Annotated in this window: 24 protein-coding genes and 1 tRNA gene; 9 read left to right on the forward strand and 16 right to left on the reverse strand. The window is 62.6% G+C overall.

Annotated elements, in window-relative coordinates; genetic code table 11:
- Positions 1–11 precede the first annotated feature (11 nt).
- The 4 genes from ABDB87_RS02505 to ABDB87_RS02520 form a co-directional block, all read right to left on the reverse strand.
- On the reverse strand, positions 12–977 hold the full coding sequence (locus ABDB87_RS02505) for a beta-ketoacyl-ACP synthase III (RefSeq protein ID WP_345923806.1): 966 nt from the start codon (positions 975–977) through the stop codon (positions 12–14).
- A complete protein-coding gene (gene plsX, locus ABDB87_RS02510; protein WP_345923808.1) occupies positions 974–2,017 on the reverse strand; it encodes a phosphate acyltransferase PlsX in 1,044 nt (347 codons plus the stop codon). Before plsX ends, ABDB87_RS02505 begins: the two co-directional genes overlap by 4 nt.
- 177 nt (positions 2,018–2,194) lie before the next feature.
- Complete coding sequence (gene rpmF / locus ABDB87_RS02515) at positions 2,195–2,374, reverse strand: 50S ribosomal protein L32 (protein WP_345923810.1); 180 nt, start codon at positions 2,372–2,374, stop codon at positions 2,195–2,197.
- Between the two features lie 32 nt (positions 2,375–2,406).
- A complete protein-coding gene (locus ABDB87_RS02520; protein WP_345923812.1) occupies positions 2,407–2,784 on the reverse strand; it encodes a YceD family protein in 378 nt (125 codons plus the stop codon).
- 197 nt (positions 2,785–2,981) lie between these two features.
- On the opposite strand from ABDB87_RS02520, the gene ABDB87_RS02525 reads away from it, so the two are divergent.
- Both ABDB87_RS02525 and ABDB87_RS02530 read left to right on the forward strand, forming a co-directional pair.
- A complete protein-coding gene (locus tag ABDB87_RS02525) occupies positions 2,982–3,584 on the forward strand; it encodes a Maf family protein (RefSeq protein ID WP_345923814.1) in 603 nt (200 codons plus the stop codon).
- Complete coding sequence (locus ABDB87_RS02530; RefSeq protein ID WP_345923816.1) at positions 3,581–4,294, forward strand: SAM-dependent methyltransferase; 714 nt, start codon at positions 3,581–3,583, stop codon at positions 4,292–4,294. Before ABDB87_RS02525 ends, ABDB87_RS02530 begins: the two co-directional genes overlap by 4 nt.
- Positions 4,295–4,299: 5 nt before the next feature.
- Here ABDB87_RS02530 and ABDB87_RS02535 read toward each other — a convergent pair whose 3' ends face one another.
- From ABDB87_RS02535 to ABDB87_RS02550, 4 genes are read right to left on the reverse strand one after another with little or no spacing between them, the layout of a single operon-like run.
- On the reverse strand, positions 4,300–5,247 hold the full coding sequence (locus tag ABDB87_RS02535) for a S49 family peptidase (protein WP_345923818.1): 948 nt from the start codon (positions 5,245–5,247) through the stop codon (positions 4,300–4,302).
- A complete protein-coding gene (locus tag ABDB87_RS02540) occupies positions 5,240–5,596 on the reverse strand; it encodes a Rieske (2Fe-2S) protein (protein WP_345923820.1) in 357 nt (118 codons plus the stop codon). Before ABDB87_RS02540 ends, ABDB87_RS02535 begins: the two co-directional genes overlap by 8 nt.
- Positions 5,575–6,234, reverse strand: a complete 660-nt coding sequence (locus ABDB87_RS02545) for an HAD-IIIA family hydrolase (protein WP_345923822.1) — start codon at positions 6,232–6,234, stop codon at positions 5,575–5,577. The genes ABDB87_RS02540 and ABDB87_RS02545 overlap by 22 nt, the downstream gene beginning before the upstream one ends.
- Positions 6,215–7,213: an RluA family pseudouridine synthase gene (locus ABDB87_RS02550; protein ID WP_345923824.1), complete on the reverse strand. Its 999-nt coding sequence runs from the start codon at positions 7,211–7,213 to the stop codon at positions 6,215–6,217. Before ABDB87_RS02550 ends, ABDB87_RS02545 begins: the two co-directional genes overlap by 20 nt.
- A gap of 502 nt (positions 7,214–7,715) precedes the next feature.
- Between ABDB87_RS02550 and ABDB87_RS02555 the strand changes: the two genes are divergently transcribed.
- Complete coding sequence (locus tag ABDB87_RS02555; protein WP_345923826.1) at positions 7,716–10,571, forward strand: Rne/Rng family ribonuclease; 2,856 nt, start codon at positions 7,716–7,718, stop codon at positions 10,569–10,571.
- An 85-nt stretch (positions 10,572–10,656) separates the two neighbouring features.
- On the opposite strand, the gene ABDB87_RS02560 is transcribed toward ABDB87_RS02555, so the two are convergent.
- Positions 10,657–11,118, reverse strand: a complete 462-nt coding sequence (locus ABDB87_RS02560; RefSeq protein ID WP_345923828.1) for a low molecular weight protein-tyrosine-phosphatase — start codon at positions 11,116–11,118, stop codon at positions 10,657–10,659.
- A gap of 136 nt (positions 11,119–11,254) precedes the next feature.
- Positions 11,255–13,309, reverse strand: a complete 2,055-nt coding sequence (gene uvrB, locus ABDB87_RS02565) for an excinuclease ABC subunit UvrB (protein ID WP_345923830.1) — start codon at positions 13,307–13,309, stop codon at positions 11,255–11,257.
- A gap of 124 nt (positions 13,310–13,433) precedes the next feature.
- Between uvrB and ABDB87_RS02570 the strand changes: the two genes are divergently transcribed.
- The 5 genes from ABDB87_RS02570 (at position 13,434) to ABDB87_RS02590 (ending at position 18,992) form a co-directional block, all read left to right on the forward strand.
- A complete protein-coding gene (locus ABDB87_RS02570) occupies positions 13,434–14,639 on the forward strand; it encodes an amino acid aminotransferase (protein WP_345923832.1) in 1,206 nt (401 codons plus the stop codon).
- A gap of 603 nt (positions 14,640–15,242) precedes the next feature.
- Complete coding sequence (locus ABDB87_RS02575) at positions 15,243–15,953, forward strand: FadR/GntR family transcriptional regulator (RefSeq protein ID WP_345923833.1); 711 nt, start codon at positions 15,243–15,245, stop codon at positions 15,951–15,953.
- A gap of 100 nt (positions 15,954–16,053) precedes the next feature.
- A complete protein-coding gene (locus tag ABDB87_RS02580) occupies positions 16,054–17,040 on the forward strand; it encodes a TRAP transporter substrate-binding protein (RefSeq protein ID WP_345923834.1) in 987 nt (328 codons plus the stop codon).
- A 66-nt stretch (positions 17,041–17,106) separates the two neighbouring features.
- Positions 17,107–17,601: a TRAP transporter small permease gene (locus ABDB87_RS02585; RefSeq protein ID WP_345923835.1), complete on the forward strand. Its 495-nt coding sequence runs from the start codon at positions 17,107–17,109 to the stop codon at positions 17,599–17,601.
- Positions 17,592–18,992 carry a TRAP transporter large permease gene (locus ABDB87_RS02590; protein WP_345923836.1) on the forward strand — a complete coding sequence of 467 codons (1,401 nt, stop codon included), beginning with the start codon at positions 17,592–17,594 and terminating at the stop codon, positions 18,990–18,992. Before ABDB87_RS02585 ends, ABDB87_RS02590 begins: the two co-directional genes overlap by 10 nt.
- A gap of 72 nt (positions 18,993–19,064) precedes the next feature.
- On the opposite strand, the gene ABDB87_RS02595 is transcribed toward ABDB87_RS02590, so the two are convergent.
- Positions 19,065–19,442: a thioredoxin family protein gene (locus tag ABDB87_RS02595; RefSeq protein WP_345923837.1), complete on the reverse strand. Its 378-nt coding sequence runs from the start codon at positions 19,440–19,442 to the stop codon at positions 19,065–19,067.
- 69 nt (positions 19,443–19,511) lie between these two features.
- On the reverse strand, positions 19,512–20,708 hold the full coding sequence (locus ABDB87_RS02600; protein ID WP_345923839.1) for an AsmA family protein: 1,197 nt from the start codon (positions 20,706–20,708) through the stop codon (positions 19,512–19,514).
- Between the two features lie 120 nt (positions 20,709–20,828).
- Here ABDB87_RS02600 and ABDB87_RS02605 point away from each other — a divergent pair.
- Positions 20,829–20,904, forward strand: a tRNA-Asn gene (locus tag ABDB87_RS02605).
- A 127-nt stretch (positions 20,905–21,031) separates the two neighbouring features.
- Here the strand turns inward: ABDB87_RS02605 and guaD are convergent.
- The 4 genes from guaD to ABDB87_RS02625 form a co-directional block, all read right to left on the reverse strand.
- Positions 21,032–22,396, reverse strand: coding sequence for a guanine deaminase (gene guaD / locus ABDB87_RS02610; RefSeq protein ID WP_345923841.1), 1,365 nt, complete (start codon positions 22,394–22,396; stop codon positions 21,032–21,034).
- A 70-nt stretch (positions 22,397–22,466) separates the two neighbouring features.
- Entirely contained in the window at positions 22,467–23,384 is a 918-nt protein-coding gene (locus ABDB87_RS02615) for an ABC transporter permease (protein ID WP_345923843.1), read from the reverse strand.
- Positions 23,385–23,387: 3 nt separating this feature from the next.
- Entirely contained in the window at positions 23,388–24,479 is a 1,092-nt protein-coding gene (locus tag ABDB87_RS02620; protein WP_345923845.1) for an ABC transporter permease, read from the reverse strand.
- Positions 24,480–24,483: 4 nt separating this feature from the next.
- The gene (locus ABDB87_RS02625; protein ID WP_345923846.1) at positions 24,484–26,016 is read right to left on the reverse strand and encodes an ABC transporter ATP-binding protein; all 1,533 of its coding nucleotides are present in this window, start codon (positions 26,014–26,016) and stop codon (positions 24,484–24,486) included.
- Positions 26,017–26,051: the final 35 nt, after the last annotated feature.

Raw genomic sequence — 26,051 nt, forward strand, 5'->3', positions numbered from 1 at the left:
TCAAACTAGGTTCAGAAGCGCAGCAGAACTGCACCCCAGGTAAATCCGCCACCCACGCCTTCCAGCAGCACGGTCTGGCCGCGCTGGATGCGCCCGTCTCTCACCGCCACATCAAGCGCCATCGGCACCGATGCCGCAGAGGTGTTGCCGTGCTTTTCCACGGTTGCGACCACCCGCTCATTCGGAACATGCAGCTTCTTGGCAGTCGCCTGCATGATCCGGATATTGGCCTGATGGGGGACCAGCCAGTCCAGCCCATCCAGCCCGAGCCCGGCTTGCTCCAGTACCTCGGCCCCGACTTCGGCAAGCGCCTTGACGGCAAACTTGAAAACAGCCTGACCATCCATCCGGATGAAGGGGCAGCCCACCACCGAGCCACCTGCCATCTGTGCATCAGCCGAAAGGATGGAAGTCTGGGAGCCGTCGGCATGCATCGCCGTCGAAAGAATCCCGGTCTCCTCATCCGCCACAAGCACCACTGCGCCGGCACCATCCCCGAACAGTACACAAGTCGTGCGGTCAGACCAGTCGAGAATGCGCGAGAGCTTCTCGGCACCGACCACCAGCACACGCTTGTGCGAGCCGGAGCGGATGAATTTGTCGGCGATGGTCAGCGCATAGACAAAGCCGCTGCAAACGGCCTGCACGTCGAACGCTGCCCCCCCGGCCGGTACGCCGAGTTCATGCTGAAGCAGACAGGCCGTGCTCGGAAAAATCATTTCCGGCGTCGTGGTGGCCACGATGATGAGGTCGATATCAGCAGGCTCAAGACCTGCCGCTTCAAGCGCACGGCGGGCAGCGTTCGCAGCCATGCCATGCGTGGTTTCCCCCGGCGCGGCCAGATGGCGAAAACCGATCCCCGTACGCTCCCGCACCCAAGCGTCCGAGGTGTCGATACCGCGAGCGACCAGATCATCATTGGAGACCGGAAGCCCCGGTACGTAACCACCCGTGCCTGCGATACGCGCAAAAATCATGCTGCCGTCCCCTCCGGGGATGATTCAGAAGAAGCGGCAGTGTAACCGCTCATGCGCGCCGAGATACGCTCGACCAGATCATTACGGGCAGCCTCCGCCGCACGGCGCAAGGCCCAGAGATAGGCCAGCTGGCTGGCTGAACCGTGACTCTTCACGACAACGCCACGCAGACCAAGCAGTGCCGCGCCGTTGTACCTGCCCGGATCAAACCGGCGCTTGAAGCGCTTGAGGACAGGCATGGCAATCAGCGCCACCAGCTTCGTCAGCCAGCTGCGCTTGAACTCTTCAGACAGGAAGGTGGTGATCATGTGCGCCAGCCCCTCGGCCGACTTCAGCGCCACGTTTCCGACAAATCCGTCGCAGACCACGACATCTGTCGTGCCCTTGAAAATGTCATTGCCTTCCACGTTGCCGTAGAAGTTGAGGCCGGAGGATCGGAGCAGTTCGGCAGCCTTCTTGACCACCTCATTACCCTTGATGTCCTCTTCCCCGATGTTGAGCAGCCCCACGCTCGGAGAAGCACTGTGCTCCACCGCCTCGAGCAGGAGGGAGCCCATGATCGCGAACTGCAGCAGGTGCTCTGCGCTGCAATCCACGTTCGCGCCCAGATCCAGCATGTAGGTCTGACCCTTCATGGATGGAATGATGGTCGCGATCGCCGGCCTGTCGATTCCGGGCAGCGTCTTGAGCACAAAGCGCGAAATGGCCATCAGCGCCCCGGTATTACCGGCGGAAACGGCGGCATTGGCCTCTCCCGCCTTGACCAGATCGATGGACACGCGCATGGACGAGTCCTTCTTGCCGCGCATGGCAGAAGCAGGTGCTTCGTCCATGCCGACAACCTCGGATGCAGTCCTGACAATGACCCGATCACCGAACACCGCAGCGGCTTGCTGGAAACCGGCATCGAAAATCTCCGGCAGACCAACGAGGATCACGCGCGCACGCGTGTCTTCCTCCAGAAACTGGAACGCGGCAGGGATCGTGACCGACGGGCCGTGATCTCCGCCCATGCAGTCGATTGCTAGGGTGATAGGCATCAAGAAACGGATTCAGTAGACGAGCTCAAGCAGCCACGCGACCGCTTGCGCGATACGTGAGAGCTGCCTGGGATCTGGATTACGCCGGAGCATGCCCGGCGCCACGCGGATGGATGCACGATGGTGCTACAGGGCGCGCGCCGCGACACCGGATACGCAACGCCCTGATGAAAGAGCTTATTCGCCCTTGGTCTTCAGAACCTTCTTGCCACGGTAGTAGCCGGAAGGCGAGATGTGGTGACGCAGATGAGCCTCGCCGGTGGTCGGTTCGACGGCGAGCGCCGGGGCGGTCAGGAAATCGTGTGCACGATGCATGCCGCGCTTGGAAGGCGACTTCTTGTTCTGTTGAACGGCCATTTCTTGCTCCTTGAAACTTCTTTGATCAATCGTTACGTATTACGTGCGCCCGGAGTCCTGAGACCCTTGAGCACCGCAAACGGCGAACTGTCGTCGCCATTTTCCCTTGCCACCGGCATCCTGCAATCATCATGCGTTGGCGCCAGCGGCAGGGCCAACAGCAACTCTTCCTCTACAGCATCCAGCACATTGAAGTCGCGCCAGACGTGCACCGGATCGAAATCATCTTCTTCCAGCCCATCATCCGGCAGCGCCTCACCCGGAGGAACCAGCAGCAGACGAGCACTTCCCTCGACCGTACAGGCAACCTCTCCCAGGCAACGCTGGCAAGTCATGGGCAGAACAGCCGTCGCATGAATATCCAGATAGGACTTGTCGCCCTGCCTGAAACCATGCAGCTCATATGCCACCTGACGGCCCTGTGCGTCCCGAACCTCACTCGACACCCTTGAAAACAGGGCGAGGTCCGCTTGGCCGGCAAGGGAATCTCCCCGCCGTGCGAACTCGTAAGGATCCGGAATGAGTTTTGGCTGGTGCGACATAAACCGGCGATGCTATTATTTTTGGCTTCGCCTGTCAAAGGCTTATACGAGACGGAGACGCGCCAGTGCCGCCCGCCCCTGAAGCCCCCCTTCCCCGCATCGTCCTGGCTTCCACGTCAGCCTACCGCAAGACCTTGCTGGAGCGATTCGGATTGCCGTTCGAAACCGCACGTCCGGACATCGACGAAAGCCCGCTCCCTGGCGAGCCTCCGGTCGCAACCGCCGCACGCCTCGCCCTGGAAAAGGCCCGCGCCGTCGCGGCCAGCTTCCCGGACGCCCTCATCATTGGCAGTGACCAGGTCGCTCATCGCGGCGAAACACGCTTTGACAAGCCCGGCACGATCGAACGCGCAATCGCCCAGCTGCGCGAGATGAGCGGAAACGCCATTCATTTCCATACCGCGGTCTGCCTGCTCAACACGAGCACCGGCCGGCACCAGCTCGCTCAAGTCCCTACCGAAGCACGCTTCCGCACACTCGACGAGCGCGAAATCACTCGCTACATCGAGCGCGAACGCCCCCTTGATTGTGCCGGCAGCGCGAAGGCGGAAGGCCTCGGCATTGCGCTGCTCGAATACATGCGTGGAGACGACCCCACCGCGCTCATCGGTCTGCCATTGATCGCTCTGGCAAACATGCTGCGCGCAGAGGGCATACCACTTCCATGAGCACCGGCCTCCTTCACCTCATCCCGGTCGGCCTCGGCCCCGCCGATCCGTCCGTCACGCACCCCGGCCACGTTCTTCGCACGCTGGATGCGCTGGATTACTTCATCGCGGAACGAGCCAAGACGGCACGCTCCGAACTCAAGCGACTGGGCTATTCCCGCGCGATTCAGGAAGCCCGGATCGAAGAGCTTCCGCCACAGCTCGACGCCCGCACCATTGACCTGCTGCTAGCGCCGCTCAAGTCCGGCCACGACGGCGGACTGATGTCAGAGGCCGGCTGCCCCGCCGTGGCAGACCCAGGCGCCCTGATCGTCAGGCGTGCCCATGAGCTCGGCATCCGCGTCATTCCCCACATCGGCCCCTCATCGCTGCTGCTGGCGCTGATGGCCTCCGGACTCAACGGACAGGGTTTCGCTTTCCACGGATATCTGCCCCAGAAAACGGAAGACCGCGTCCGCAGCATTCAGGCACTTGAAAAAGAGTCGTTCAAGCTCGAACGCACACAGCTCTTCATCGAGACGCCGTATCGCAACGAAGCGATGTTTGCCAGCCTGATCCAGAACTGCCGGGACGACACCCGCCTGTGCATCGCCAGAAGCCTCACGACCGCCGGCGAACTTGTCACGACTCGCACCATACGCGAATGGAAGAAGACGCCCGCGCCGGATCTTGACCGGCAGCCCGTCGTCTTCCTGCTGCTCGCGCGCTGAGCCGGTCAGTTCACGCCGAAGCGCTGAAGCGCCTGGACGGCCCCGCCCGTCACCCCTGCGCCGAAGCGCTTGGCCAGGCGCTCAGCCACGTTTTCGCTGCGGCTGTAATCCTTCACGTTTTCAAGCTTGAAGACCTCGCGGGCCACCGAGTCGACCGACCCCAATTGGTCCGCGAGCCCCAGCTCGATGCTTCGCGCACCGCTCCAGACCAGGCCGGAGAACATTTCCGGCGTCTCCTTGAGGCGCGTACCGCGCCCCTGGCGGACCACATCAATGAACTGCCGATGAACCTCGGCAAGCATGTCCTTCGCAAACTCGACTTGCTTGGGATTCTGGGGCAGGAAGGGGTCCAGAAAGGCCTTGTTCTCGCCAGCGGTAATGCTGCGTCGCTCAACGCCCAGCTTGTCCATGGTGCCGGTAAAACCGAAGCCATCCATGCGCACACCAATGGAACCGACGATGCTGGCCTTGTCGACGAAGATCCGGTCAGCCGCTACCGCAATGTAGTACCCCCCGGAAGCGCAGACATCCTCGACCACGACATGCAGCGGCTTGTCCGGATGCACCTTGCGCAGCCGGCGGATTTCATCGTTGATCATGCCGGCCTGCACCGGACTGCCTCCCGGGCTGTTGATTTCCAGGATAACACCCTTGGCAGAGGCCGCCCCAAACGCGTCACGCAACGCCGGAATGATGTTTTCTGCACTGGCGCGCTCACCGGCAGCAATCGTTCCATCCAGCCTGACCAGCGCCACATGCTCCGCTCCGCCCAAGGCACGCTCCGGCTCCGAACGCCCCCAGAGCATGAACAGGATGAACGCCACATAGGCAAAGCCGAGCCCCCGGAAGAAGATGCTCCAGCGACGCTTCCTGCGGGCCTCGCGCAAACTCTCGAAGGCCAGTTTTTCGATCACGCTGCGCTCCCAGCCGGGACGATTGGTTTCTTCACTCATCAGCCATGCCTTCATTGTCGTGGAAATGAACTTCACCATTCTCTTCCGTGAGCCGAAGCGCCTGCAAGCGCCGCCCCGCACACGGCCCCGCCACGCACTCACCGGAATCCGGAGCATAGAGCGCACCATGCGTCGCGCAAATCAGCCACTCGCCCGAGTCGTCGAGCAGCTTGCCCGGATTCCAGTCGAGCTCGACGGGCACATGCGCACAACTATTCACATAGGCATGAACCTGCCCATGCCAGCGCTGAACGAAAGCCGGCCGGCCGTCGTCGAGCACGAAGCGGAGCGCATCACCGCCGTCCATGAGATCTCCGGACAGACAGATCAGCCGTGACACGCGAGCCACGCCCTCAAGTCCGCGATGCTTCCGAGCACCGCAAGCGGAGCTTCTGCTGCCAGCGCGTCGACCGGATGGGCGCCATGACTGACAGCCACTGCTGGCGTACCAGCATTCCTTGCCATCAGAAGATCATGCGTCGTGTCGCCAATCATCACCGTGCGCTCCGGCGGAACAAGCAGCTCATCCATGAGCTCCAGCAACATGGCAGGGTGAGGTTTGGAAAAACTCTCGTCAGCACAACGGGTCGCATCAAAACAGGCCGCGAGCCCGCTCTGTTCCAGCACGCGATCCAGCCCGCGCCGGGCCTTTCCGGTCGCCACCGCCAGCAACCGTCCCTGCTCCCGCAATTCGTCAAGGAGATCGCGCACGCCCTCGAACAACACCAGCTCGTGATCCCGCGCCAGAAAGTGGTAGCGATAGCGCTCGACCAGCTTCTGGCAGCCCGCCTCATCCAGCCCCGGCGCGACCGTCTGCACGGCACCCATCAGCGAGAGGCCAATGACATGAGAAGCCAGCTCCCGCGGCGGCACGGCAAGCCCCAGATCCGCACAGGCCGCCTGCAGGGACTCCGCAATGGCTGCGGTCGAGTCCATCAGGGTGCCGTCCCAGTCAAAAACGATCAGATCAAAGTTGCGCTGCGCCATATTCCTTCTTCTGCGTGAGATCGAGTTGCCGCACGAATGCAGCGAGTTCGGCGGGCAAGGGAGCCTCGAGCTCCAGCCGCTCGCCACTGACCGGATGATTGAAAGCCAGCTTCGCCGCATGCAGGAACATGCGTTCCAGCCCCTCTCGCGCCAGCGCCTTGTTCAAGGGGAAGTCACCGTACTTGTCGTCCCCCAGAAGCGGAAAGCCCTGGGACTTCAGATGCACCCGGATCTGATGGGTTCGCCCCGTCTTGAGTTCCACTTCCAGCAAGCTGTACTGCTCCCACCTGCCGAGCAGGCGAACGATGCTGTGTGAAGGCTTGCCATCTTCGCGCACCATCACCCGTCGCTCGCCTTCAGGCGTGAGGTATTTATATAGCGGCGCGCGAATATGCTGGATCGGATTGAGCCAGCGCCCGCACACCATCGTGAGGTAGCGCTTCTCGAGGCCGCCCTGGCGCATGCCATCCTGGATGGCATTGAGCGCCGCCCGCTTCTTGCCGATGATCAGCAGCCCGGAGGTCTCCCGGTCAAGCCGATGAGCCAGCTCAAGGAACTTCGCCTGCGGCCTTTGCGCCCTCAGCGCCTCGATCACGCCATAACTCAGGCCGCTGCCGCCGTGCACCGCGAGCCCTGCCGGCTTGTCGATCACCAGCAGCGCGTCATCCTCGAACACCACCCGGAAATCATGCTTTGCCGCCTGCGAGGACGAGACGGGTGCAGCAACCGGCTCGGCCACCCTGACCGGCGGAATCCGAACCTCATCCCCCGCCTTGAGACGATAGGTCTGGGTGACCCGGCCGCCGTTGACCCGGACCTCGCCGCTGCGCAGGATGCGATAGACGTGGCTCTTCGGCACGCCCTTGCATTCGCGCATCAGATAATTGTCGATGCGCTGCCCTGCATCCTCCTCCAGCACCCGGACCCGGCGCACGGAGATGGAGCCGGAATCCTTCTGAGCGTCTTTGCCTAAAGTCATCTGTTTCAAATATACTGCAAGCGTTTTCGCGGGTTTGCCCCGTGGGTCGACCGTGTTGTACGGCTCTCCCGACCGATCTGTTTCGCCCCCTCCGGCATGTTTGCAGCGCCCCAGGCACAATGATGGCCTCGCGCGCTCCAGTCGGCAGCGGTTGGCGCCGTAGAGTTATCCGGCGCGCAGAAACTTCAGGTCCGGCGAGTCCAGCCACCCGCCCATCTGCGCGACAAGAACCGCGAGGACATGATCGACCGGAGACAAAGCGGTCGATGGTATCCGAAACCATTTGATTGATCGACCCATTTTGCGCGCGAACGCGAAACAGACTGGAATGCCCTGAGTTCCGTGGATACGGCTCAGGGCATCGTAAGGCGAGCCCCGATTCACTCCTTGCACAAGAACACATGACACGCCTGTTCCCCACAAGTTGAGTCACATGCCATCCCGAAGATCCGGGATGGCAGCGGTTCGCCCTGCCCGCAATCGCGCGCGGGAGAAGAACTAAATGAAGCGCATGCTTTTCAATGCAACGCAGGCCGAGGAACTCCGCGTTGCGATTGTTGATGGTCAGAAACTCATTGACCTCGACATCGAGTCGGCCGCCAAGGAACAACGCAAGAGCAACATCTACAAGGGTGTCATCACCCGCATCGAGCCCAGTCTCGAAGCCGCTTTTGTCGATTACGGCGAAGAACGCCACGGCTTCCTGCCGTTCAAGGAAGTCTCCCGCTCCTATTTCCGGGAAGGCGCTGACAGCCGCGCGTCCATCAAGGAAGCGCTGCGCGAAGGCCAGGAAATCATCGTCCAGGTCGAGAAGGAAGAACGTGGCAACAAGGGCGCAGCCCTGACCACCTATGTCTCGCTCGCCGGTCGCTACCTGGTCCTGATGCCCAACAACCCGCGCGGCGGTGGCGTTTCCCGTCGCGTTGAAGGCGACGAGCGCGCCGAGCTGCGCGAAATCATGGACGCCCTGGAAGTTCCGGGTGGCATGAGCCTGATCGCCCGCACTGCCGCCATCGGTCGCAGCGCCGAAGAACTGCAGTGGGACCTGAACTACCTGACCCAGCTCTGGACCGCCATCGACGGCGCCGCAAAGAGCCAGAACGGCGCCTTCCTGATCTATCAGGAAGGCAGCCTGGTCATTCGCGCAGTGCGTGACTACTTCCAGCCTGACATCGGCGAGATCCTGATCGACACCGACGAGATCTACGAACAGGCGCGTGCCTTCATGGGCACCGTGATGCCGGCAAACGTGAGCCGCGTCAAGCGCTACAGCGACGACGTGCCGCTGTTTTCGCGCTTCCAGATCGAACACCAGATCGAGTCGGCCTACTCACGCCAAGTCAATCTCCCCTCCGGTGGAGCGATCGTTATCGACCACACCGAAGCACTGGTCTCGGTGGATGTAAACTCGGGTCGCGCCACCCGCGGCTCGGACATCGAAGACACGGCACTTCGCACCAACCTCGAAGCCGCTGACGAAGTGGCCCGCCAGCTGCGCCTGCGCGACCTGGGTGGCCTGATCGTCATCGACTTCATCGACATGGAAAATCCGCGCAACCAGCGCGAAGTCGAGAATCGCCTGCGCGATGCCCTGCGCTACGACCGCGCCCGCGTGCAGACCGGCAAGATCAGTCGCTTCGGCCTGCTTGAGCTCTCGCGTCAGCGTCTGCGCCCCGCTCTGGCCGAAACCAGCTACATCCCCTGCCCGCGCTGCACCGGTACGGGCCACATCCGCTCGACCGAATCAGCAGCGCTGCACATCCTGCGCATCCTCGAAGAAGAGTCGATGAAGGAAAACACCGGCGCACTGCATACGCAGGTTCCAGTCGACGTTGCCACCTTCCTGCTCAACGAGAAGCGTGACGACATCGCCAAGATCGAGCTGCGCCACAAGGTCAATCTGCTGATCATCCCGAACCGTCACCTGGAAACGCCGCAGCACGAAATCGTCCGCCTGCGTCACGACCAGCTGAACCAGGAAGATCATCACCTGCCCAGCTACCGCATGGCCTCCGCTCCGGCAGAACCCGCCTACGCGCCGCCTTCAGCCCAGACGGAAGGCAAGCCGCAACGTCAGGAAGCTGCAATCAAGGGCATCACCCCGGATCAGCCCGCGCCGGTTGCCGCCGAACCGCGTCCCGCCACCGCAAAGGCAGAAGCCAAGGCAGACAGCAAGGGCTTCTTCCGCCGGATTCTGGACTGGCTGGCCGGCGATGACGAAACGCCTGCTGCACCTGCTCCTGCCAAGACGCGCAACAACGAGCGCCGTGAAGGTCGCCGTGGCGAAGGCCGCAACGGGGAACGCCGCAGCCGCAACGAAAGCCAGGAACGCAGCAGCAAGCCCGCCCGCAACCGCGACGAGCAGGCAGTCAGCGAGCCGCGCAAGGAATCCCGCACCGAGCAGCCGGAACGCAAGCGCGGCGAACGCGGTGAGCGTCCGGAACGCCAGGAACGTGAGCGCAATCGCGCAGAGCGGGCCGAGCGCCAGGAGAAGCCTGCCGAAGCCGCCAAGCCGGCCCGCGAGAATGCCGAGCGCAATGCTGAACGCACCGAGCCTCGCGAGCCGCGCCGCGACCGCAATCAGGAGCGCCGCGAGCGCCAGCAGCAACAGCGCGACACCGCTCAGGCCGCGCAACTGGCAGAAGCCGCCAGCAGCGAAGCCCTGATCGCCGAAGCAGCAGAAGTCGTGGCCGACATGGCTGCACCGGGCGAGCCGCCGCGTGAGGGTCGCAACCGCCGCAACCGTCGTGGTCGTGGCCGTGGCGAACGCCGCACAGAGGGCGAGAACCCCGAAGGCCGCAGCGAAGCTGCCGAAGTCGATGTCGTCACCGACACTGCGAGCACGCAGGCTGAAACAGCAAGCCCTGCGGTCGACGCAGCGCCGGCGCAGATCCCTGTCGTAGCGGTAGCAGCGGTCGAAGCAATGCTGGAGCCGGCGCCGGCGGTGGAAGTCAGCAGCGAAGCCGCTGCGCCCGCCGCAGCCGTTGAGCCAGTGGAAGCAGTGCCCGCCCCGGTCATCAGCCCGGCGCCTGCTGCGCTCGAGCCCTCCGCTCCGGAGATAGCCTCCGCTGCAGAAGTCGAAGCGCCAGCGCCTGTCACGGAAACCGCAGCGCCTGCAACAGTGGAAGCCCCTTCTGCTGCAGAAGCAACGCCGGCAGCCAGCAGCACTGCGGGCTTTGATCTGAAGGCGATTCTCGCCGCACAGGAAAGCGAACTGCAGATGGTGGAAACCGACAGCAGCGCGGTCCGCGCAGCGCCGGTCGCCGAAGAAGCACCTGCACCGCGTGCCGCACGTCAGCGCCGGCCTCGTCCGGTTGCAGCCGAAGAACCGCTGCAACAGGTCGAGACCCGTAACTGACCGCTTCCCGCATCAATGAAAAAGCCGCCCTCGGGCGGCTTTTTCATTTTCCCTGTAACCCGCGAAGACCCTCTCTCAGGGAAGGTCAGGCGTGCTGCAGCAGAATTTCCCGGATGGCCTCTTCGCACAGGTTGAGAACGAACTCGAATTCCGCAGGAGTTCCGTAATAGGGGTCGGGAACATCCCTGCCCAGATGACTGGCGGAGTAGTCGAGAAACATTTCCAGGCGCGGGTGAAGGTGGCGTGGGCACTCCCGGCGCAGCCAGGTCATATGCCCCTTGTCCATCGCAAGGATCAGGTCGAAGAGTTCGAAATCCTCGGGCAGCACCGGCCGCGCACGGAGGTAGGAGAGATCGTAGCCGCGGTTGTAAGCGGCTTTCTGCGCCCGCGGATCGGGCGCTTCGCCGCTGTGGTAGGCATGAGTGCCGGCGGAATCAAATTCAAAACGGTTGGCAAGGCCGCGCTGCGCGGCCATGTGACGGGCAACGCCGTCTGCGGTCGGCGACCTGCAGATATTGCCCGTGCAGACAAAAAGGATGCGTTTCATTCAACCATTCACAAACGGGGTACTGACCCGACGAGTAAACACCCTCGCCCCGCACAAAGCGCGCAGTTCCTGACCAGCGAAAGCCAGGATCCGATGAATCAGGCGATCTCCGAAACAGGCGCGAAGATCTGCCTGCTCAGTGGTGATCGGCTCCGAACGCGCGCTGCCGGAGCCGGAAAAGCTCGTCGCGCGCGGCGGCGGCCTTTTCGAACTCGAGATTGCGGGCATGTTCCTGCATCTCTTTTTCGAGTTGCTTGATCGCCTTGGCGAGCGCCTTCTCGTCCATCTGCGAGTAATCGGCCGCCGGCTCAGCTGCCGCCCTGCCGGTTCGCGGATTGGCCTGATCGTCCTGGTAGACGCCGTCAATGATGTCCTTGATGCGCTTGTTCACTGACTTGGGAACAATGCCGTTCGCCTCATTGAACGCGATCTGCTTCGCTCGCCGGCGCTCGGTCTCGCCGATCGCGGCGCGCATCGAATCGGTCATGCGATCGGCATAAAGGATGGCGGTCCCGTTCAGATGGCGTGCAGCGCGGCCGATGGTCTGGATCAGCGAGCGGACCGAACGCAGGAAGCCTTCCTTGTCCGCATCCAGAATCGCAACCAGCGACACCTCGGGAATATCGAGTCCTTCGCGCAAAAGGTTGATGCCGATGAGCACGTCGAACTCACCCAGACGCAGGTCACGGATGATCTCCACCCGCTCTACCGTGTCGATGTCGCTGTGCAGATAGCGCACCCGGACCCCGTTTTCGCCAAGGTAGTCCGTCAGGTCTTCGGCCATGCGCTTGGTCAGCACGGTGACCAGCACGCGCTCCTCGATCGCCACGCGCTTGCGGATTTCCCCCAGAAGATCGTCGACCTGGCTGATGGCAGGCCGGATTTCGATGACGGGATCCACCAGTCCGGTCGGCCGCACCACCTGCTCCACCACCTGCCCCTGATTGGCCGCCTCGTAATCAGCCGGCGTCGCTGAAACGAACACGGTTTGCGGCATGAGTTTTTCGAACTCGTCGAACTTCAGGGGGCGGTTATCGGCCGCAGACGGCAAACGGAAGCCGTATTCGACGAGATTGAGTTTGCGCGCCTGGTCGCCCTTGAACATGCCGCCGACCTGCGGAATCGCCACATGCGACTCGTCGATGAACATCAGCGAATCCCGCGGCATGTAGTCGATCAGGGTGGGCGGCGGATCGCCCGGCAGGCGCCCGGAGAGATGACGCGAGTAGTTTTCGATGCCCTTGCAGAAGCCCAGCTCGGTGAGCATTTCGAGATCAAAGCGCGTGCGCTGCTCGATGCGCTGGGCTTCCACGAGCTTGCCGCCCTTGTGATAGAACTCGATCCGCTCCCGCAACTCCTCCTTGATCGCTTCGATGGCTTTCATGACGGTGCTGCGCGGCGTCACATAGTGGCTCGAAGGGAACACGGTGAAGCGGGTGAGCTTCTGCTTGAGATGACCGGTCAGCGGATCAAACAGGGTGAGGTGCTCGATCTCGTCATCGAAGAGCTCGATGCGCAAGGCCAGCTCGGCGCTCTCAGCCGGAAACACGTCGATCACATCGCCACGCACGCGGAAGCAGCCGCGCTGGAAATCCACGTCATTGCGGTCGTACTGCATGCCCACCAGACGCGCCAGCACATCGCGCTGAGGCATGCGCTCGCCCTCGCGCAGGTGCAGGATCATGCTGTGGTAATCCACCGGGTCGCCGATACCGTAGATGCAGGACACGGTGGCCACGATCACCACATCACGCCGCTCGAGCAGGCTCTTGGTGGCGGAGAGCCGCATCTGCTCGATGTGCTCGTTGATCGCCGAATCCTTTTCGATGAAAAGGTCGCGCGAAGGCACGTAGGCCTCCGGCTGGTAGTAGTCGTAATAGGAAACGAAGTACTCGACCGCATTCTCGGGAAAGAACTCGCGGAACTCGGAGTAGAGCTGTGCGGCCAGGGTCTTGTTGGGCGCAAGCACCAGCGCAGGCCGCCCCGAGCGCGCAATCACGTTGGCCATCGTGTAGGTCTTGCCCGAACCGGTCACACCCAGCAGGGTCTGGAACATCAACCCGTCGGCGATCCCCTCGGTAAGCGCGGTGATCGCGGCGGGCTGGTCGCCAGCGGGCGGAAAAGGCTGATGAAGGCGGAAAGGACTGCCTTCAAAGGTCACGACCGGAACGGGAGCGGGGATGTCTGACATGATAAAATTTCGTGCTCAGTAGGCCGCTGCGGTCAACTGCAGCGCAGGGCAAGCCGTTGATTATTCCGCAATTCGCCCGCCGGCGCGAACCTGCCGGCCACTTTCTTTTGAAGCTGGAGATTCCATGAGTTCCTCGATCTTTGCCGCCGTTGAAATGGCACCCCGCGACCCCATCCTGGGCCTGAACGAAGCCTTCAACGCGGACAGCCGCAGCACCAAGGTCAATCTCGGCGTGGGCGTGTACTTCACCGACGAAGGCAAGATTCCGCTGCTGGGCGCCGTCAAGGCGGCTGAGAAAGCCCGTCTCGAAGCTGCGCCGGCCCGCGGCTACCAGCCGATCGAAGGTCTGGCCGCCTACAACAAGGCCGTGGCCGAACTGCTCTTCGGCAAGGACTCCGCCCTGATCAGCGAAGGCAAGACGATCACCATCGAGGCCCTCGGCGGCACTGGTGCACTGAAAGTGGGCGCCGACTACCTTAAGCGCCTGAACCCGGCGGCGAAGGTCTATATCTCCGACCCGTCCTGGGAGAACCATCGCGCCCTGTTCGAATCTGCCGGCTTCACGGTCGAGAACTACCCCTACTACGACGCAGCCACCCGCGGCGTGAACTTTGCCGGCATGAAGGCCTGCCTGGCATCCCTGCCCGCCGGTTCGATCATCGTGCTGCACGCCTGCTGCCACAACCCGACCGGCGCCGACATGACCGACGCTCAGTGGGAGGAGATCGTCGCGGTCTGCCAGGCCCGTGGTCTGGTCCCCTTCCTCGACATGGCCTACCAGGGCTTTGCCGAGGGCATCGATGCCGATGCCGTGGCCGTGCGCGCCTTCTCGAAGTCCGGCCTGCAGTTCTTCATCTCCAGCTCCTTCTCGAAGTCCTTCTCGCTGTATGGCGAACGCGTCGGCGCGCTGACGATCGTGACGGCTTCCAAGGAAGAAGCCGGCCGGGTCATGAGCCAGGTCAAGCGTGTCGTGCGTACCAACTATTCCAACCCGCCGACCCACGGTGGCGCGGTGGTGGCTGCGGTACTCGCCTCGGCCGAGTTGCGCCAGCAATGGGAAGACGAGCTGGCCGGGATGCGCGTCCGCATCCGCGAGATGCGCAAGGCGCTGGTCGAAAAGCTGGCCGAGCGCAAGGTGGCCCAGGACTTCGGCTTCGTCATGAAGCAGCGCGGCATGTTCTCCTACACCGGTCTGTCAGCAGAGCAGGTAGAGCGCATGAAGACGGAATTTGGCGTCTATGCCGTCTCCACCGGCCGCATCTGCATCGCGGCACTTAACAGCAAAAACATCGACTATGTGGCCGATGCCATTGCAGCCGTTCTGAAGTAATCGCGGACAGTCGATTCGGCCGGCTCAGGCCATGAATCATTGCTGACCACAAACGCCCTGCCCCGGCAGGGCGTTTCTTTTTGCAGCCTCCCGGGCAGCCGCTTCCCGGAAACCTGATGCAGATCAAGAAAGCATCACGCGGTTTTCCGGACCTTCCGTGGAACAGAATTCTGCCACGGCATCACCGTACCGCCCGATGCCTGCCGCCCCTCCGCCGGCATGCCTGATGGCCCCCGTCATGCCGGACGCATTCCGGTCCTCGCCCCAAACGCCTGATTCCGCAAAGTTTTGTCAGCTCACCTGACCGCCTGAGCGGCTGTGAGCCTTCATGCCTGACAAGTAAAAACCGACTTCAGGGCGAAGCAAAACAGCTTATCTGACAACTAAAAACAACTCCTCCAGGCGTTTCTGGCCGCGAACTTTGGGAGCATCCGAGTAGAAACCTCAAGTTTTGCTTGGGTTTACTCCTATACCACAAGCCTTCCGAGGCTCATAAAGTCGCGCCGGATTGACCGGTAATCGCAATACCGGCGAAACAGAAACACCAATTGTCTGACTTTTGAATTTTGCTCATTGTCAGACAACAACGAGGAGACTAAAGGCATGGCACGTACGGGCGCAGCTCCCGCAACGGGCAAGGGAGGCAAGCTGAGCCGGCAGGTTTATGCCAGCTTGCTCGCATGTCTTGAAAGCGGGCAGTTCTCTCCCGAAGGCCGCCTGCCTGCCGAATCCGAACTCGCCCGGCAATATCAGGTATCGCGCCCCACCATTCGCAAGGTCCTCGAGCAACTGCGCGAAGAACGCCGGATCGTGTCACGGCGCGGCTCCGGCAGCTACGCCACGCGCAAGGCCGTCCAGCGCGCAGAGGGCGCGACGCAGCAGGACGACGCAGGCAGCTGCCTGTGCTTCCGCATGGCAGTGGAACCCGCCTGCGTGGCCCTCGCGGCAGAACACCACACGGACGAAAACATCGCGGAACTGGCCGGCACGATCAACCGCCTCGAAACCGCGTGGAGCAACCGGGATCTCGACGCCTTCATCGAGGCCGACCTGGCGTTCCACCTGACGATCTCGCGCATGTCAGGCAACGGCTACCTCTCCGACGCCATGCATGCGATCCGGCAACCGCTCGAATCGATGATCCGCGCCTGCGCCGAAAAACGCGTCGCCGATCACGGCAGCTGGCACCCGCAGGTGCTCCGGGAGCACCTGGAAATCTTTTCAGCCATCCGCCAGCGCTCTTCGATGTTTGCCATCGAAGCCATGAATCAGCACTTGGGTTACGCACGCCGGAAACTCTGCGGGACCGGATAGCGCAAAAGCCCATTCACTGGCCCGGCCCGCGGAACCCAGCCGTAACCGGACCGGACTTTCATCGAAGTTCTGTTTCACTCTTACCCTTGAGGATCCTGCCATGAAAGCAACTATCAAGACCCTGGCCAGCGCAGTCGCCATTGCGGCGCTCTCGTTCTCCGCGCTGTCGGCCCATGCACGCGAATTCCGCTCTGCAGACGTCCACGCCAAGGATTACCCCACCAACATGGCCGTTGCCTTCATGGGCGACCAGCTCAAGACCGCTTCCGGCGGCAAGGATCGCATCAAGGTGTTCGGCGACAGCATGCTGGGCTCGGAAAAGGACACCGTCGAACAGGTGAAGATCGGTGCGCTGGACATGGTCCGCGTGAGCACCGCCGCCTTCCACGGCATCGTGCCCGAGTCGATGATCCCCTCGCTGCCCTTCCTGTTCCGTGACATCGAACACTTCCGCAAGACGATGTACGGCCCGGCCGGCGACAAGATCCTGGCTGCCTTCGAAAAGGCCGGCTTCGTCGCCCTGTGCATGTACGAAAGCGGCGCACGTTCGGTGTATGCCAAGAAGCCGGTGAAGTCGCCCGCTGACATGAAGGGCATGAAGATCCGCGTGCAGCAGTCTGACCTGTGGGTGAGCCTGGTGAGCGCGCTGGGTGCCAGCCCGACGCCGATGCCGATGGCCGAGGTCTATACCGGCCTGAAGACCGGCCTGGTGGATGCCGCCGAAAACAACTATCCGTCCTACGACGAAGCCAAGCACTACGAATCCGCGCCGGTCTACAGCGAAACGATGCATGTGATGTCGCCGGAAGTGGTGGTGTTCTCCAAGAAGGTCTGGGACACCCTGACCAAGGAAGAACAGACGGCGCTGCGCAAGGCCGCCAAGGATTCGATCCCCTACTACGTGAAGCTGTGGGAAGCCAAGGAGAAGGAATCCAAGGCAACCGTGATCAAGGGTGGCGCGAAGATCGTTCCGGCAGCCGAGATCAACAAGGCAGCCTTCGTCGAAGCCGAGAAGCCGGTGTGGGACAAGTTCGCTGCCACGCCCGAACTGAAGGCGCTGGTCCAGGAAATCGTCAACACCAAGTAATCGTTTCACCCCGCACAAAACCCGTGGCGGGAGCACCGCGCCACGGGTTTTTTCAGGAGTATCTCAATGCAATGGCTTACCGCTGTTAATTCCAGGCTGTCGCGCTGGGCGATGTGGATCGCCAGCGCCTGCATCATCGGCCTGGTCATCAACGTCGACTATGGCGTCATCATGCGCTACGGCTTCCATGAAGCCCCTCCGTTCATGGAGGAAGTCGCCCTTCTTCTGAGCATTTCCGTCGCCATGTTCGGCGCATCCGCCGGCGTACGCGATGCCGGCCACATCGGCGTGGATTCGCTCGTCGGCCTGCTGCCTGAAAAGCCCCGCTTCTGGGTCGGCGTCTGCGCCGGCTCCCTGACCGGGCTGTTCGCACTGTGCCTGCTGATCGGCTGCTCGGTCATGGTCACCGAAACCTACGAACACTCGATCCCGACGCTGGGCATCTCCGAGGCATGGCGTTACATCCCTCCCATCATCGCGGGCGTCCTCATCCTGCTGTTCTCGATCGAACATCTGATCGCCATGTTCAAGAATGAAAAGGTGGTTGCATCATGGCACTGACCCTTCTCTGCCTCAGTTTTGTTGTCTTCATCCTGCTGGGCGTGCCGGTGGCCTTTGCCATCGGCATGAGCTGTCTGCTGGCCTACGGCGTCGAAGGCGCCGAAAAGGCGTTCATGCTGCACCAGACCTTTGGTGACGCCGTCATGACGACGGCTGCCGGCGCCTTCCAGACGATGATCTCGGGGATGAACATCTTCTCCTTCCTGGCGATCCCCTTCTTCATCTTCTCCGGTGAGCTGATGCTGCACGGCGGTATTGCCGACAAGATCGTCAACTTCGCGCGCAACCTCGTCGGCCACTGGCGTGGCGGTCTGGGCCTGGCAAACGTCTTTGCCTGCACCATGTTCGGCGGCGTCTCCGGCTCCCCGGTGGCGGACACCTCCGCGATGGGCGGCGTGCTGATCCCGATCATGAAGAAGGAAGGCTACAGCGCGGATTACGCGGTCAACGTGACCACGCACGCCTCGCTCTCCGGCGCACTGATGCCGACCTCGCACAACATGATCATCTACGCCTTCGCCGCAGCCACCGCTTCCGGCATGATCGGCGACAACGTGATCAAGGGCGTGTCGATCGGCGACCTGATGTTCTCCGGCCTGATTCCCTGCTTCTGGATCATGACCTGCTGTCTCGCAGCCGCCTACTACCAGGCCGTGAAGTTCGGCTTCCCGAAGAGCGCCGATGGCGTGTCGATGGTGAAGCCCTTCCCGGGCTGGGGCGTGGTCGGCAAGTCCTTCCTGCAAGCGATTCCGGGCCTGATGGTGGTCGCCATCATCCTCGTCTCGGTGATGAAGGGGATTGCTACCGCCACCGAATCCGCCGCAATTGCCGTGACCTACTCGCTGCTGCTGACCGGCGTGATCTACCGCACGCTCACCAGGGAAAAGCTGCTCAAGGCCCTGGCCCGCGCCGCGAAAACCACTGGCGTGATCCTGCTGCTGATCGGCGTGTCGAACATGCTGCGCTTCCAGATGACCTGGCTGGAAATCCCAGAAGCCATGTCGGACGCACTGCTGGCCACCACCACCACCCCGTGGCTGATGCTGCTGTACATCAACATCATCCAGGTCTTCCTCGGCATCTTCCTCGACATGGCTGCCCACATCCTGATCACGGCACCGCTGTTCCTGCCGCTGGCGATCAAGATGGGCGTCGGCCCGGTTCAGTTCGGCGTGATGCTGCTGCTCAACTGCGCTCTCGGCCTGGTGCACCCTCCCGTCGGCACCGTGCAGTTCGTCGGCTGCGCCATCGGCGAAGTACCGATCGGCAAGGTCATGAAGACCGTCTGGCCGTACTACCTCGCGATCTGGACAGCGATCCAGCTCGTGACATACGTCCCGTCGTTCTCGACCTGGTTGCCATCGGTCATCAACTCGCATCCGGTGTTCTGAAGACTCGCCGGACGCATCTCGACAGAAAGGGCCCCATGGGCCCTTTCTTTTTTTGTGCGTCGCGGATCCGGCTCAGCCGAGACGGCTCCGGATGTCCGCGAGCCCCTGCCAAGCGAGCCGCTCGGCCGTCCCCCGAGCGTAGGCAGCGGACTCGTCCGCCGTCTGCGTCAGAAGGGTTTCGAGCAGGCGCTCCAGCAGCCTGGCCTGCGGCAGCATCGGGCCGCAGAACAACACATCGTGGCCTCGCTGGATGACGACGGTCGGGAAATTCTCCACATCCACATCACCTGCGATGTCCGACTCATCCTCGACGTCGACCCAGACAAAACCGGCATCAGGAAAGCGATCTTTCAGTGCCTCGAAACCGGGCGCGTATTCACGACAGGTTCCGCACCAGGCCGCACACAGGCAGGCCACAAGGAATTCGGCTTCTTTGGCAGGTACTGGCACGTCTTTTTCCGCTTCGCAAAATGCAAACAGCCTGCCGAAGCAGGCTGTCCGCGATCAAGTCAGACAGGCTCAGGGAGCGATCAGCGTCGGCGCGTCAGCCTTGCCCGACAGCGTGAAGCTGCGGTTGATCATTTCCCCGCCCGGGAGGCTAAGCGTACCGCGAACCGAACCGCGCAGGGCACCACCGTTATCAACCGTGAAGCTGGCGCCGCCGCGCAGGGCACCGGACACCAGATCCACAAAGCTGGCCTGCGCCGGTGCGCCAGTCCGGCCACTGAATTTGCCCGAGATCTGGTCGAAACGCACCAGACCGCCGCCAGCCACGCCGGAACCGCTGCGACGCATGCCCTCAAGCAGACCGAAGCGATCCAGGCTGCCGGACTTGAGCACGTAAGAGCCTTCCACAGCGACCGTCTTGCCAAGATCGGCAAAGCTGTCCGCCGAGGTATTGATCTTGAAGTTGCCACTGAGCACGCCGTCGACCACCGCACGCGGATAGAGCCGCTCGAGCACGCTCTTCACACGAATGCCCTCCATCCTGAGGTCCCCTTCGAGCAGGAACTTGCCGGCAGACACCAGCTTGATCACCCCGCTCAGAGAGCCGCCATCTCCGCTGGTTCCGATACGGTCCAGCACCAGTTGGTCATCCGCCATCTCGCCCTGGGCCACCACGCTGTCAAACCGGAAGGCATCGAGCACCGGCGTCTTGAAGGTTCCGGTCTGGACCAGAATCCCCAGGCGCCCGCCTTCACGCGGCGTCAGTTCGAGCGTGGCTCCGCCCTCGAAATTCACGCGAACCCGTGCCAGCGCGCCATCGGGCGCAAACTGCATTTCGCCTTCAGGCAGCGTCAGCGGCGTGTCACCAAACAACAGCTTGAGCGAGGAAAACTCCAGCCGAGTCACGATTTTGGTAGAAGGGCCATCCACAAAGCCCAGGCGGGCCAGCGAACTCGGCCGCGCCACGATGTCACCCGCGATCACGCGAACCTTGCGGGTCGTGAAATGGGTGATCCAGTCCGCCCAGTCAGGTACCAGCCAGGCGCGATTGAACTCGACTGGCGTGGTAGTCATGATCCGGGGCTTCTCGAGTTCGATGGCCGGACCACTCTTGAAAGCATAAGACTGCTTCCCGAACTCGACAGGCAGCCCCAGCCAGGTGTTCTTTTCCTGAGCCAGTGCAAAAGGCAGGGCCAGCGCCAGCTTGAGGCAGACGATGGTCTTGAAGGTAAGAGCAAGGGTTCGCAGCAGGATTTGTCGGGCAGTCACAGGGTTCTCCAGAGACGGTCGGCAGTGCAGCAAGCTTATCTGCCTCCATCATTCATCACAAATTTTTCGCGGAATTGCTTGACACTCCCTTCGGGTGTGTCTATTATTCGTCCTCTCGATTCCCCGATAGCTCAGTCGGTAGAGCGCCGGACTGTTAATCCGTAGGTCCCTGGTTCGAGCCCAGGTCGGGGAGCCAAATTCCAGAAAGCCAGCAGAAATGCTGGCTTTTTGCTTTGTGTGTTTTGTACGCGATTTCGCGTGAAACGGTGTGTGCGGTTTGTCATGGCAAGGATCATAGAGAGCCCTGCCATGAAGGGGAACCTTCAACGGACTGCCGGTGCCGCCAGCGGATCCGAACGGTGAGTGCCGCTCTGCCAGACCCGCTCACCCATGATATGGGTCGCCGCAATGCAACGGTCGTCACCCAGCATCATCAGCGCAAAGAGCTGTTCTTCCAGTGATTCAGCGAAGCCTGTCCGGTAAGCCAGCTCGGGGATCGCCTGCGGATCGAGCACCACGAAATCCGCTTCCCGCCCCGGCAGGAAGCTGCCGATATGCTCATCGAGTGCAAGCGCTCTGGCCGCGCCGAGCGTCGCCATATACCAGGCGCGCCAGGCAGACAGCGTCTGCCCGCCCGCCTGCCCTACCTCATAAGCCGCCGCCATCGTGCGCAGCATCGACAGGCTGCTGCCGCCCCCCACATCCGTCGCAAGCCCCAGCGACACGCCCGCCCGCATGAGATCGGCATGCGCGCAGAAACCGCTGCCAAGAAAGAGGTTCGAAGTCGGACAGAACGCGATGGCGGTTTCACTTTCGGCGAGACGAGCCATCTCGGCAGGACTCAGGTGAATGCCATGACCATAAATGGCACCGCGCCCGACGAGGCCGTGAGATTCATAAACATCCAGATAATCGCGGCAATCAGGAAAAAGCTCCCTGACCCAGGCCATTTCGCCATGATTCTCGGACAAGTGGGACTGCAGGTGCATGCCCGGGCGTGAGCGAAACAGTTCGGCCGCAGCCTGGAGCTGGCCGGAGGTGGAGGTCGGCGCAAAGCGCGGCGTGACGCTGTAGCCCAAGCGCCCCTTGCCGTGCCAGCGCTCAATGAGGGCATGGCCGTCACGCAGGGAGTCTTCGGCCGTATCGCGCAGGTCCGGCGGACAGTTGCGGTCCATCATGACCTTGCCGCAGAGCATGCGCAGATTGCGCTTCTGCGCTTCTTCGAAGAACACGTCGACCGAATGCGGATGAACCGTAGCGAACACGGACGCCGTCGTCGTGCCATGAGCCAGCAGGCGATCCAGGAAGAAGCTCGCGGTTTTCCGGGCGACCTCGATGTCCGCGAGGGACTTCTCGGCAGGAAAGGTGTAATCGTTGAGCCAGTCCAGCAGCTGTCGCCCCCAGGAACCCATCACGCGCAGTTGCGGGTAATGCACATGGGTGTCGACAAAGCCGGGCATCAGCAGCTTGCCGCGGTAATCGAAATAGCGCGCCGAATCCCTGGTCAGGGTCGGCAAGGCTTCCAGCACCGTGCGCCAGTCGCCGCACTTCTGCACCCGCCCGGACTGAATGAAAAGCGCGCCATCCGGAAAGTGGGCCCAGGCAGAGGCATCGCCCTGCTCACCCGGGTCAGCGAGAAAGTGAAGGATCGAGGCGCGAACAAGAATGGCGTCGGGGGTCGGATTCACGGAAAACTCCTGCTTGCGGGCGTGAGCACGCACGCCCGGACCTCAGGCGTGCATGGAAAGATAGCCAGAATCAGTTGCTGATGAAGGGCTTGCCCAGCGATGCGGGCAGGTTCTGCTGCAGCAGTTTGCGGTCGCGCGAGATCAGCACGAGCACCAGAATGGTGGCGACATAGGGCACGGCCGCCAGCAATTGCGAGGGCAAGGCAATTCCGAGGCCTTGCGCATGCAGCTGAAGGATGGTCATGCCGCCGAAAAGATAGGCGCCGAACATCAGGCGACCCGGCTTCCAGGTGGCGAACACCACCAGCGCCACCGCGATCCAGCCGCGTCCTGCGGTCATGTTCTGCACCCAGAGCGGCGTGTAGACCGTAGACAGGTAAGCACCGCCGATGCCGGACATCGCACCACCGAAAAGCGTGGCCAAGTAGCGGATGCGGATCACCGGATAGCCGATCGCATGAGCGGCATCCGGGCTCTCGCCCACGGCACGCAGAATCAGGCCCCAGCGTGTCCGGGCCAGCACCCAGGCCACGATCGCAAACGCCAGCCAGGAGAGGTAGACCACAAAAGTCTGGGTGAACAGGATCGGCCCGAGAAACGGGATGGAAGCAAGCAGCGGAATCCGCAGCGGCTGCAGGCCCGGCAGGCCCTGACTGACAAAGAACTGCCCGATGAAGGCAGACAGGCCAATCCCGAAGATGGTCAGCGCCAGACCGGTCGCCGACTGGTTGGTGCCCAGCGAAAGCGTCAGGAACGCAAAGGGCAGCGAGGCCAGCATGCCGCCCAGCGCGCCACAGATGAGGCCGCCGAACACGCCCCACTGCAGGGCACCGGCAAAGCCGGCCACCGCACCGATCAGCATCATGCCTTCAACGCCCAGATTGATGACACCGCTCTTTTCGGTCACCAGTTCGCCCAGCCCGGCAAAAACGAGCGGCGTCGCCGCCGCGAGCGTCACGGCCAGAATCGGAATCAGATGTTCAATCACGGTTCAGGCTCCGTTCGCGCCGCGCGCGGCAGCGGTTTCAACTCGCCGGCGCTTGAGCCGGTAATCCACAAAAGTATCGGCGCCGAGCAGGAAGAACAGCAGCATGCCCTGGAACAGCCAGCTGATCGCCGCCGGCAACTGCATCGAAACCTGCGCGGATTCGCCCCCGAGATAGATCAGCGCCATCAGCAGGCCTGCCAGCACGATGCCGACCGGATGGAGCCGGCCAACCCATGCCACGATGATGGCGGCATAACCGTAGCCGGGCGAGAGCGACAGCGTGAGCTGTCCGACGGGACCGGCGGCCTCGGCCGCCCCCGCGATGCCGGCCGCCGCGCCCGACACCACCAGGCTCAGCCACACCGTGCGCTCGGCAGAGAAACCGGCGTAGCGCGCCGCGGCAGCGGCTTCGCCCCCCACAGCGATCTGGTAGGCCGCAAAGCTGCGGCTCACGAAGAGCCAGAACAAGGGCACGGCCACGACCGTAATCCAGATCGAACTGTTGATGCGCAGCCCCTCGAAAATCGGCGCGAACATCGCCGAATCGGAAAACAGGATGGACTGCGGAAAGTTCGAGCCACCCGGGTCCCGCCACGGGCCACTGACCAGCCAGGACAGGAAGTAGGTCGCCACATAGGTCAGCATCAGGGTGGTGAGCGTTTCCTGGGCGCGGAAGCGCGTGCGCAGCAGGGCAGGCAAGGCGCCCCACAGGCCCCCGCCCACCGCGCCGGCAATCACCATGGCGGGCAGGATCCAGGCCGATTCGATGCCATCCGTCCAGATCGCAACACCACTGGCAAAGACGGCGCCCATCAGCAGCTGCCCCTCGGCGCCGATGTTGTAGACGCGCGCCCGGAACCCCAGCGCCAGCCCTTGGGCGATCAGGATCAGCGGTGCCGCCTTGAGCGCAAGCTCGCTCCAGCCATTGGCCGTTTCGAGCGGCTCGATGAAGAACACATGAAAGGCATTGAGCGGCGGCTTGCCCAGCATCGCAAAGATCAGCGCCGCCGCCAGCAGGGTCAGCAGGATGGCAAGCGCCGGTGCGGCCCAGCGCATGACGCGGGAAGGATTCGGGCGTGTTTCGAGAAGTTGCATGGTTTCAGGCTGCCTGTGCTTGAACGCCCGACATCAGCAGGCCGATCCGTTCGGCGTCCGTCTCTTCGATCGGAACGGGTTGCGAAAGCTTTCCACCCGCCAGCACGGCAATACGGTCGGAAATTTCAAAAAGTTCTTCCAGCTCTTCGGAAATCACCAGCACGGCCACGCCGCTGCGGGAGAGGTCCAGCAGGGTCTGGCGCAGGAAGGCTGCAGCCCCCACGTCGACACCCCAGGTCGGCTGGGCAACGATCATCAGCCGCGGCGCCTGCATGATTTCGCGCCCCACGATGAACTTCTGCAGGTTGCCACCGGAAAGACTGCGCGCCGCGGCCTTGACGCCATTGCAGCGCACGTCGAAACGCTCGATGCAACGCGCGGCCAATTCGCGCGCCCGGGCAAAACTGAGGAGACCGTGACGGCGCAACTGCGGATCGCGATGAGCGGTCAGCATGAAGTTCTCGGCCAGACTCATGGCGGGCACTGCACCGCGCCCCAGACGCTCTTCCGGCACGAAGGCCAGACCCAGGTCGCGCCGCTGCCCGGCATGCAGATGGCCGACCTGTGCGCCTTCGATCAGTACGCTGGCACTGTCGACCAAGAGCTCGCCGGAAAGCGCCGCCAGCAACTCGGCCTGACCGTTGCCTGAAATACCGGCAATGCCCAGCACTTCCCCCCTGTTGACGGTCAGGTTGATGGCTTCGAGCGAGGTGCCGAAAGGGTCGTCATTGCGATAGTTCAGGCCCTTGAGCTCCAGCACCGGCCGGACTTCGCCGGTATAGGGCTCCACCGAGCAGACCGGCAGCTCGCGGCCGATCATCATGCGGGCCAGCGAAGCGGACGTTTCGTTGCGCGGATCGGTCTCACCGGTGACACGGCCGCCCTGCATCACGGTGGCGTGATGGCAGAGGTCCTGGATTTCATTGAGCTTGTGGCTGATGTAGAGAATGCTCACCCCTTCGCTGGCGAGCTGGCGAAGCGTCTCGAAGAGGCGGCGCACGGCTTGCGGCGTCAGCACGGAGGTGGGTTCATCCAGAATCAGCAACTGGGGGTTCTGCAGCAGGCAGCGCACGATCTCGACGCGCTGGCGCTCCCCCACCGACAGGCTGTGCACCATGCGCTGCGGATCCAGCGTCAAGCCGTATTTCTCCGACACGCTGGTGACGCGGCTGGCGAGGGTCTTGAGATCGAACTCGCCTTCGAGTGCCAGGGCGATGTTCTCCACCACCGTCAGCGTTTCGAAGAGCTGGAAGTGCTGGAACACCATCCCGATACCGAGATGGCGTGCGGCCGCCGGGTTGGCAATGCTGACCTCGCGTCCGTTCCACATGATCTGGCCGGCGTCCGCATGCACGGCGCCGTAGATGATCTTCATCAGGGTGCTCTTGCCCGCACCGTTCTCGCCGAGCACGGCATGGATCTCGCCAGGTTGCACGACCAGGCTCACATCATCGTTCGCAACCACTCCGGGGTAGCGTTTGGTGATGTGACACAGCTCGAGTCTGGGAGTGGAATTGCGGGACGACCGGACACTCATCGAGGGGCTCAGGAACACAGGACAACGATGGGCGG

It is taken from the genome of Uliginosibacterium paludis (assembly GCF_039631355.1).
GTDB classification, from domain to species: Bacteria; Pseudomonadota; Gammaproteobacteria; order Burkholderiales; family Rhodocyclaceae; genus Uliginosibacterium; species Uliginosibacterium paludis.

Bases quoted from the DNA above. Each gene is read 5' to 3' on its own strand.
- ABDB87_RS02505 (WP_345923806.1), bottom strand. From the start codon at position 977: ATGATTTTTGCGCGTATCGCAGGCACGGGTGGTTACGTACCGGGGCTT.
- plsX (WP_345923808.1), bottom strand. From the start codon at position 2,017: ATGCCTATCACCCTAGCAATCGACTGCATGGGCGGAGATCACGGCCCG.
- rpmF (WP_345923810.1), bottom strand. From the start codon at position 2,374: ATGGCCGTTCAACAGAACAAGAAGTCGCCTTCCAAGCGCGGCATGCAT.
- ABDB87_RS02530 (WP_345923816.1), top strand. From the start codon at position 3,581: ATGAGCACCGGCCTCCTTCACCTCATCCCGGTCGGCCTCGGCCCCGCC.
- ABDB87_RS02535 (WP_345923818.1), bottom strand. From the start codon at position 5,247: ATGAGTGAAGAAACCAATCGTCCCGGCTGGGAGCGCAGCGTGATCGAA.
- ABDB87_RS02545 (WP_345923822.1), bottom strand. From the start codon at position 6,234: ATGGCGCAGCGCAACTTTGATCTGATCGTTTTTGACTGGGACGGCACC.
- ABDB87_RS02550 (WP_345923824.1), bottom strand. From the start codon at position 7,213: ATGACTTTAGGCAAAGACGCTCAGAAGGATTCCGGCTCCATCTCCGTG.
- ABDB87_RS02555 (WP_345923826.1), top strand. From the start codon at position 7,716: ATGAAGCGCATGCTTTTCAATGCAACGCAGGCCGAGGAACTCCGCGTT.
- ABDB87_RS02560 (WP_345923828.1), bottom strand. From the start codon at position 11,118: ATGAAACGCATCCTTTTTGTCTGCACGGGCAATATCTGCAGGTCGCCG.
- uvrB (WP_345923830.1), bottom strand. From the start codon at position 13,309: ATGTCAGACATCCCCGCTCCCGTTCCGGTCGTGACCTTTGAAGGCAGT.
- ABDB87_RS02570 (WP_345923832.1), top strand. From the start codon at position 13,434: ATGAGTTCCTCGATCTTTGCCGCCGTTGAAATGGCACCCCGCGACCCC.
- ABDB87_RS02575 (WP_345923833.1), top strand. From the start codon at position 15,243: ATGGCACGTACGGGCGCAGCTCCCGCAACGGGCAAGGGAGGCAAGCTG.
- ABDB87_RS02580 (WP_345923834.1), top strand. From the start codon at position 16,054: ATGAAAGCAACTATCAAGACCCTGGCCAGCGCAGTCGCCATTGCGGCG.
- ABDB87_RS02585 (WP_345923835.1), top strand. From the start codon at position 17,107: ATGCAATGGCTTACCGCTGTTAATTCCAGGCTGTCGCGCTGGGCGATG.
- ABDB87_RS02590 (WP_345923836.1), top strand. From the start codon at position 17,592: ATGGCACTGACCCTTCTCTGCCTCAGTTTTGTTGTCTTCATCCTGCTG.
- ABDB87_RS02620 (WP_345923845.1), bottom strand. From the start codon at position 24,479: ATGCAACTTCTCGAAACACGCCCGAATCCTTCCCGCGTCATGCGCTGG.
- ABDB87_RS02625 (WP_345923846.1), bottom strand. From the start codon at position 26,016: ATGAGTGTCCGGTCGTCCCGCAATTCCACTCCCAGACTCGAGCTGTGT.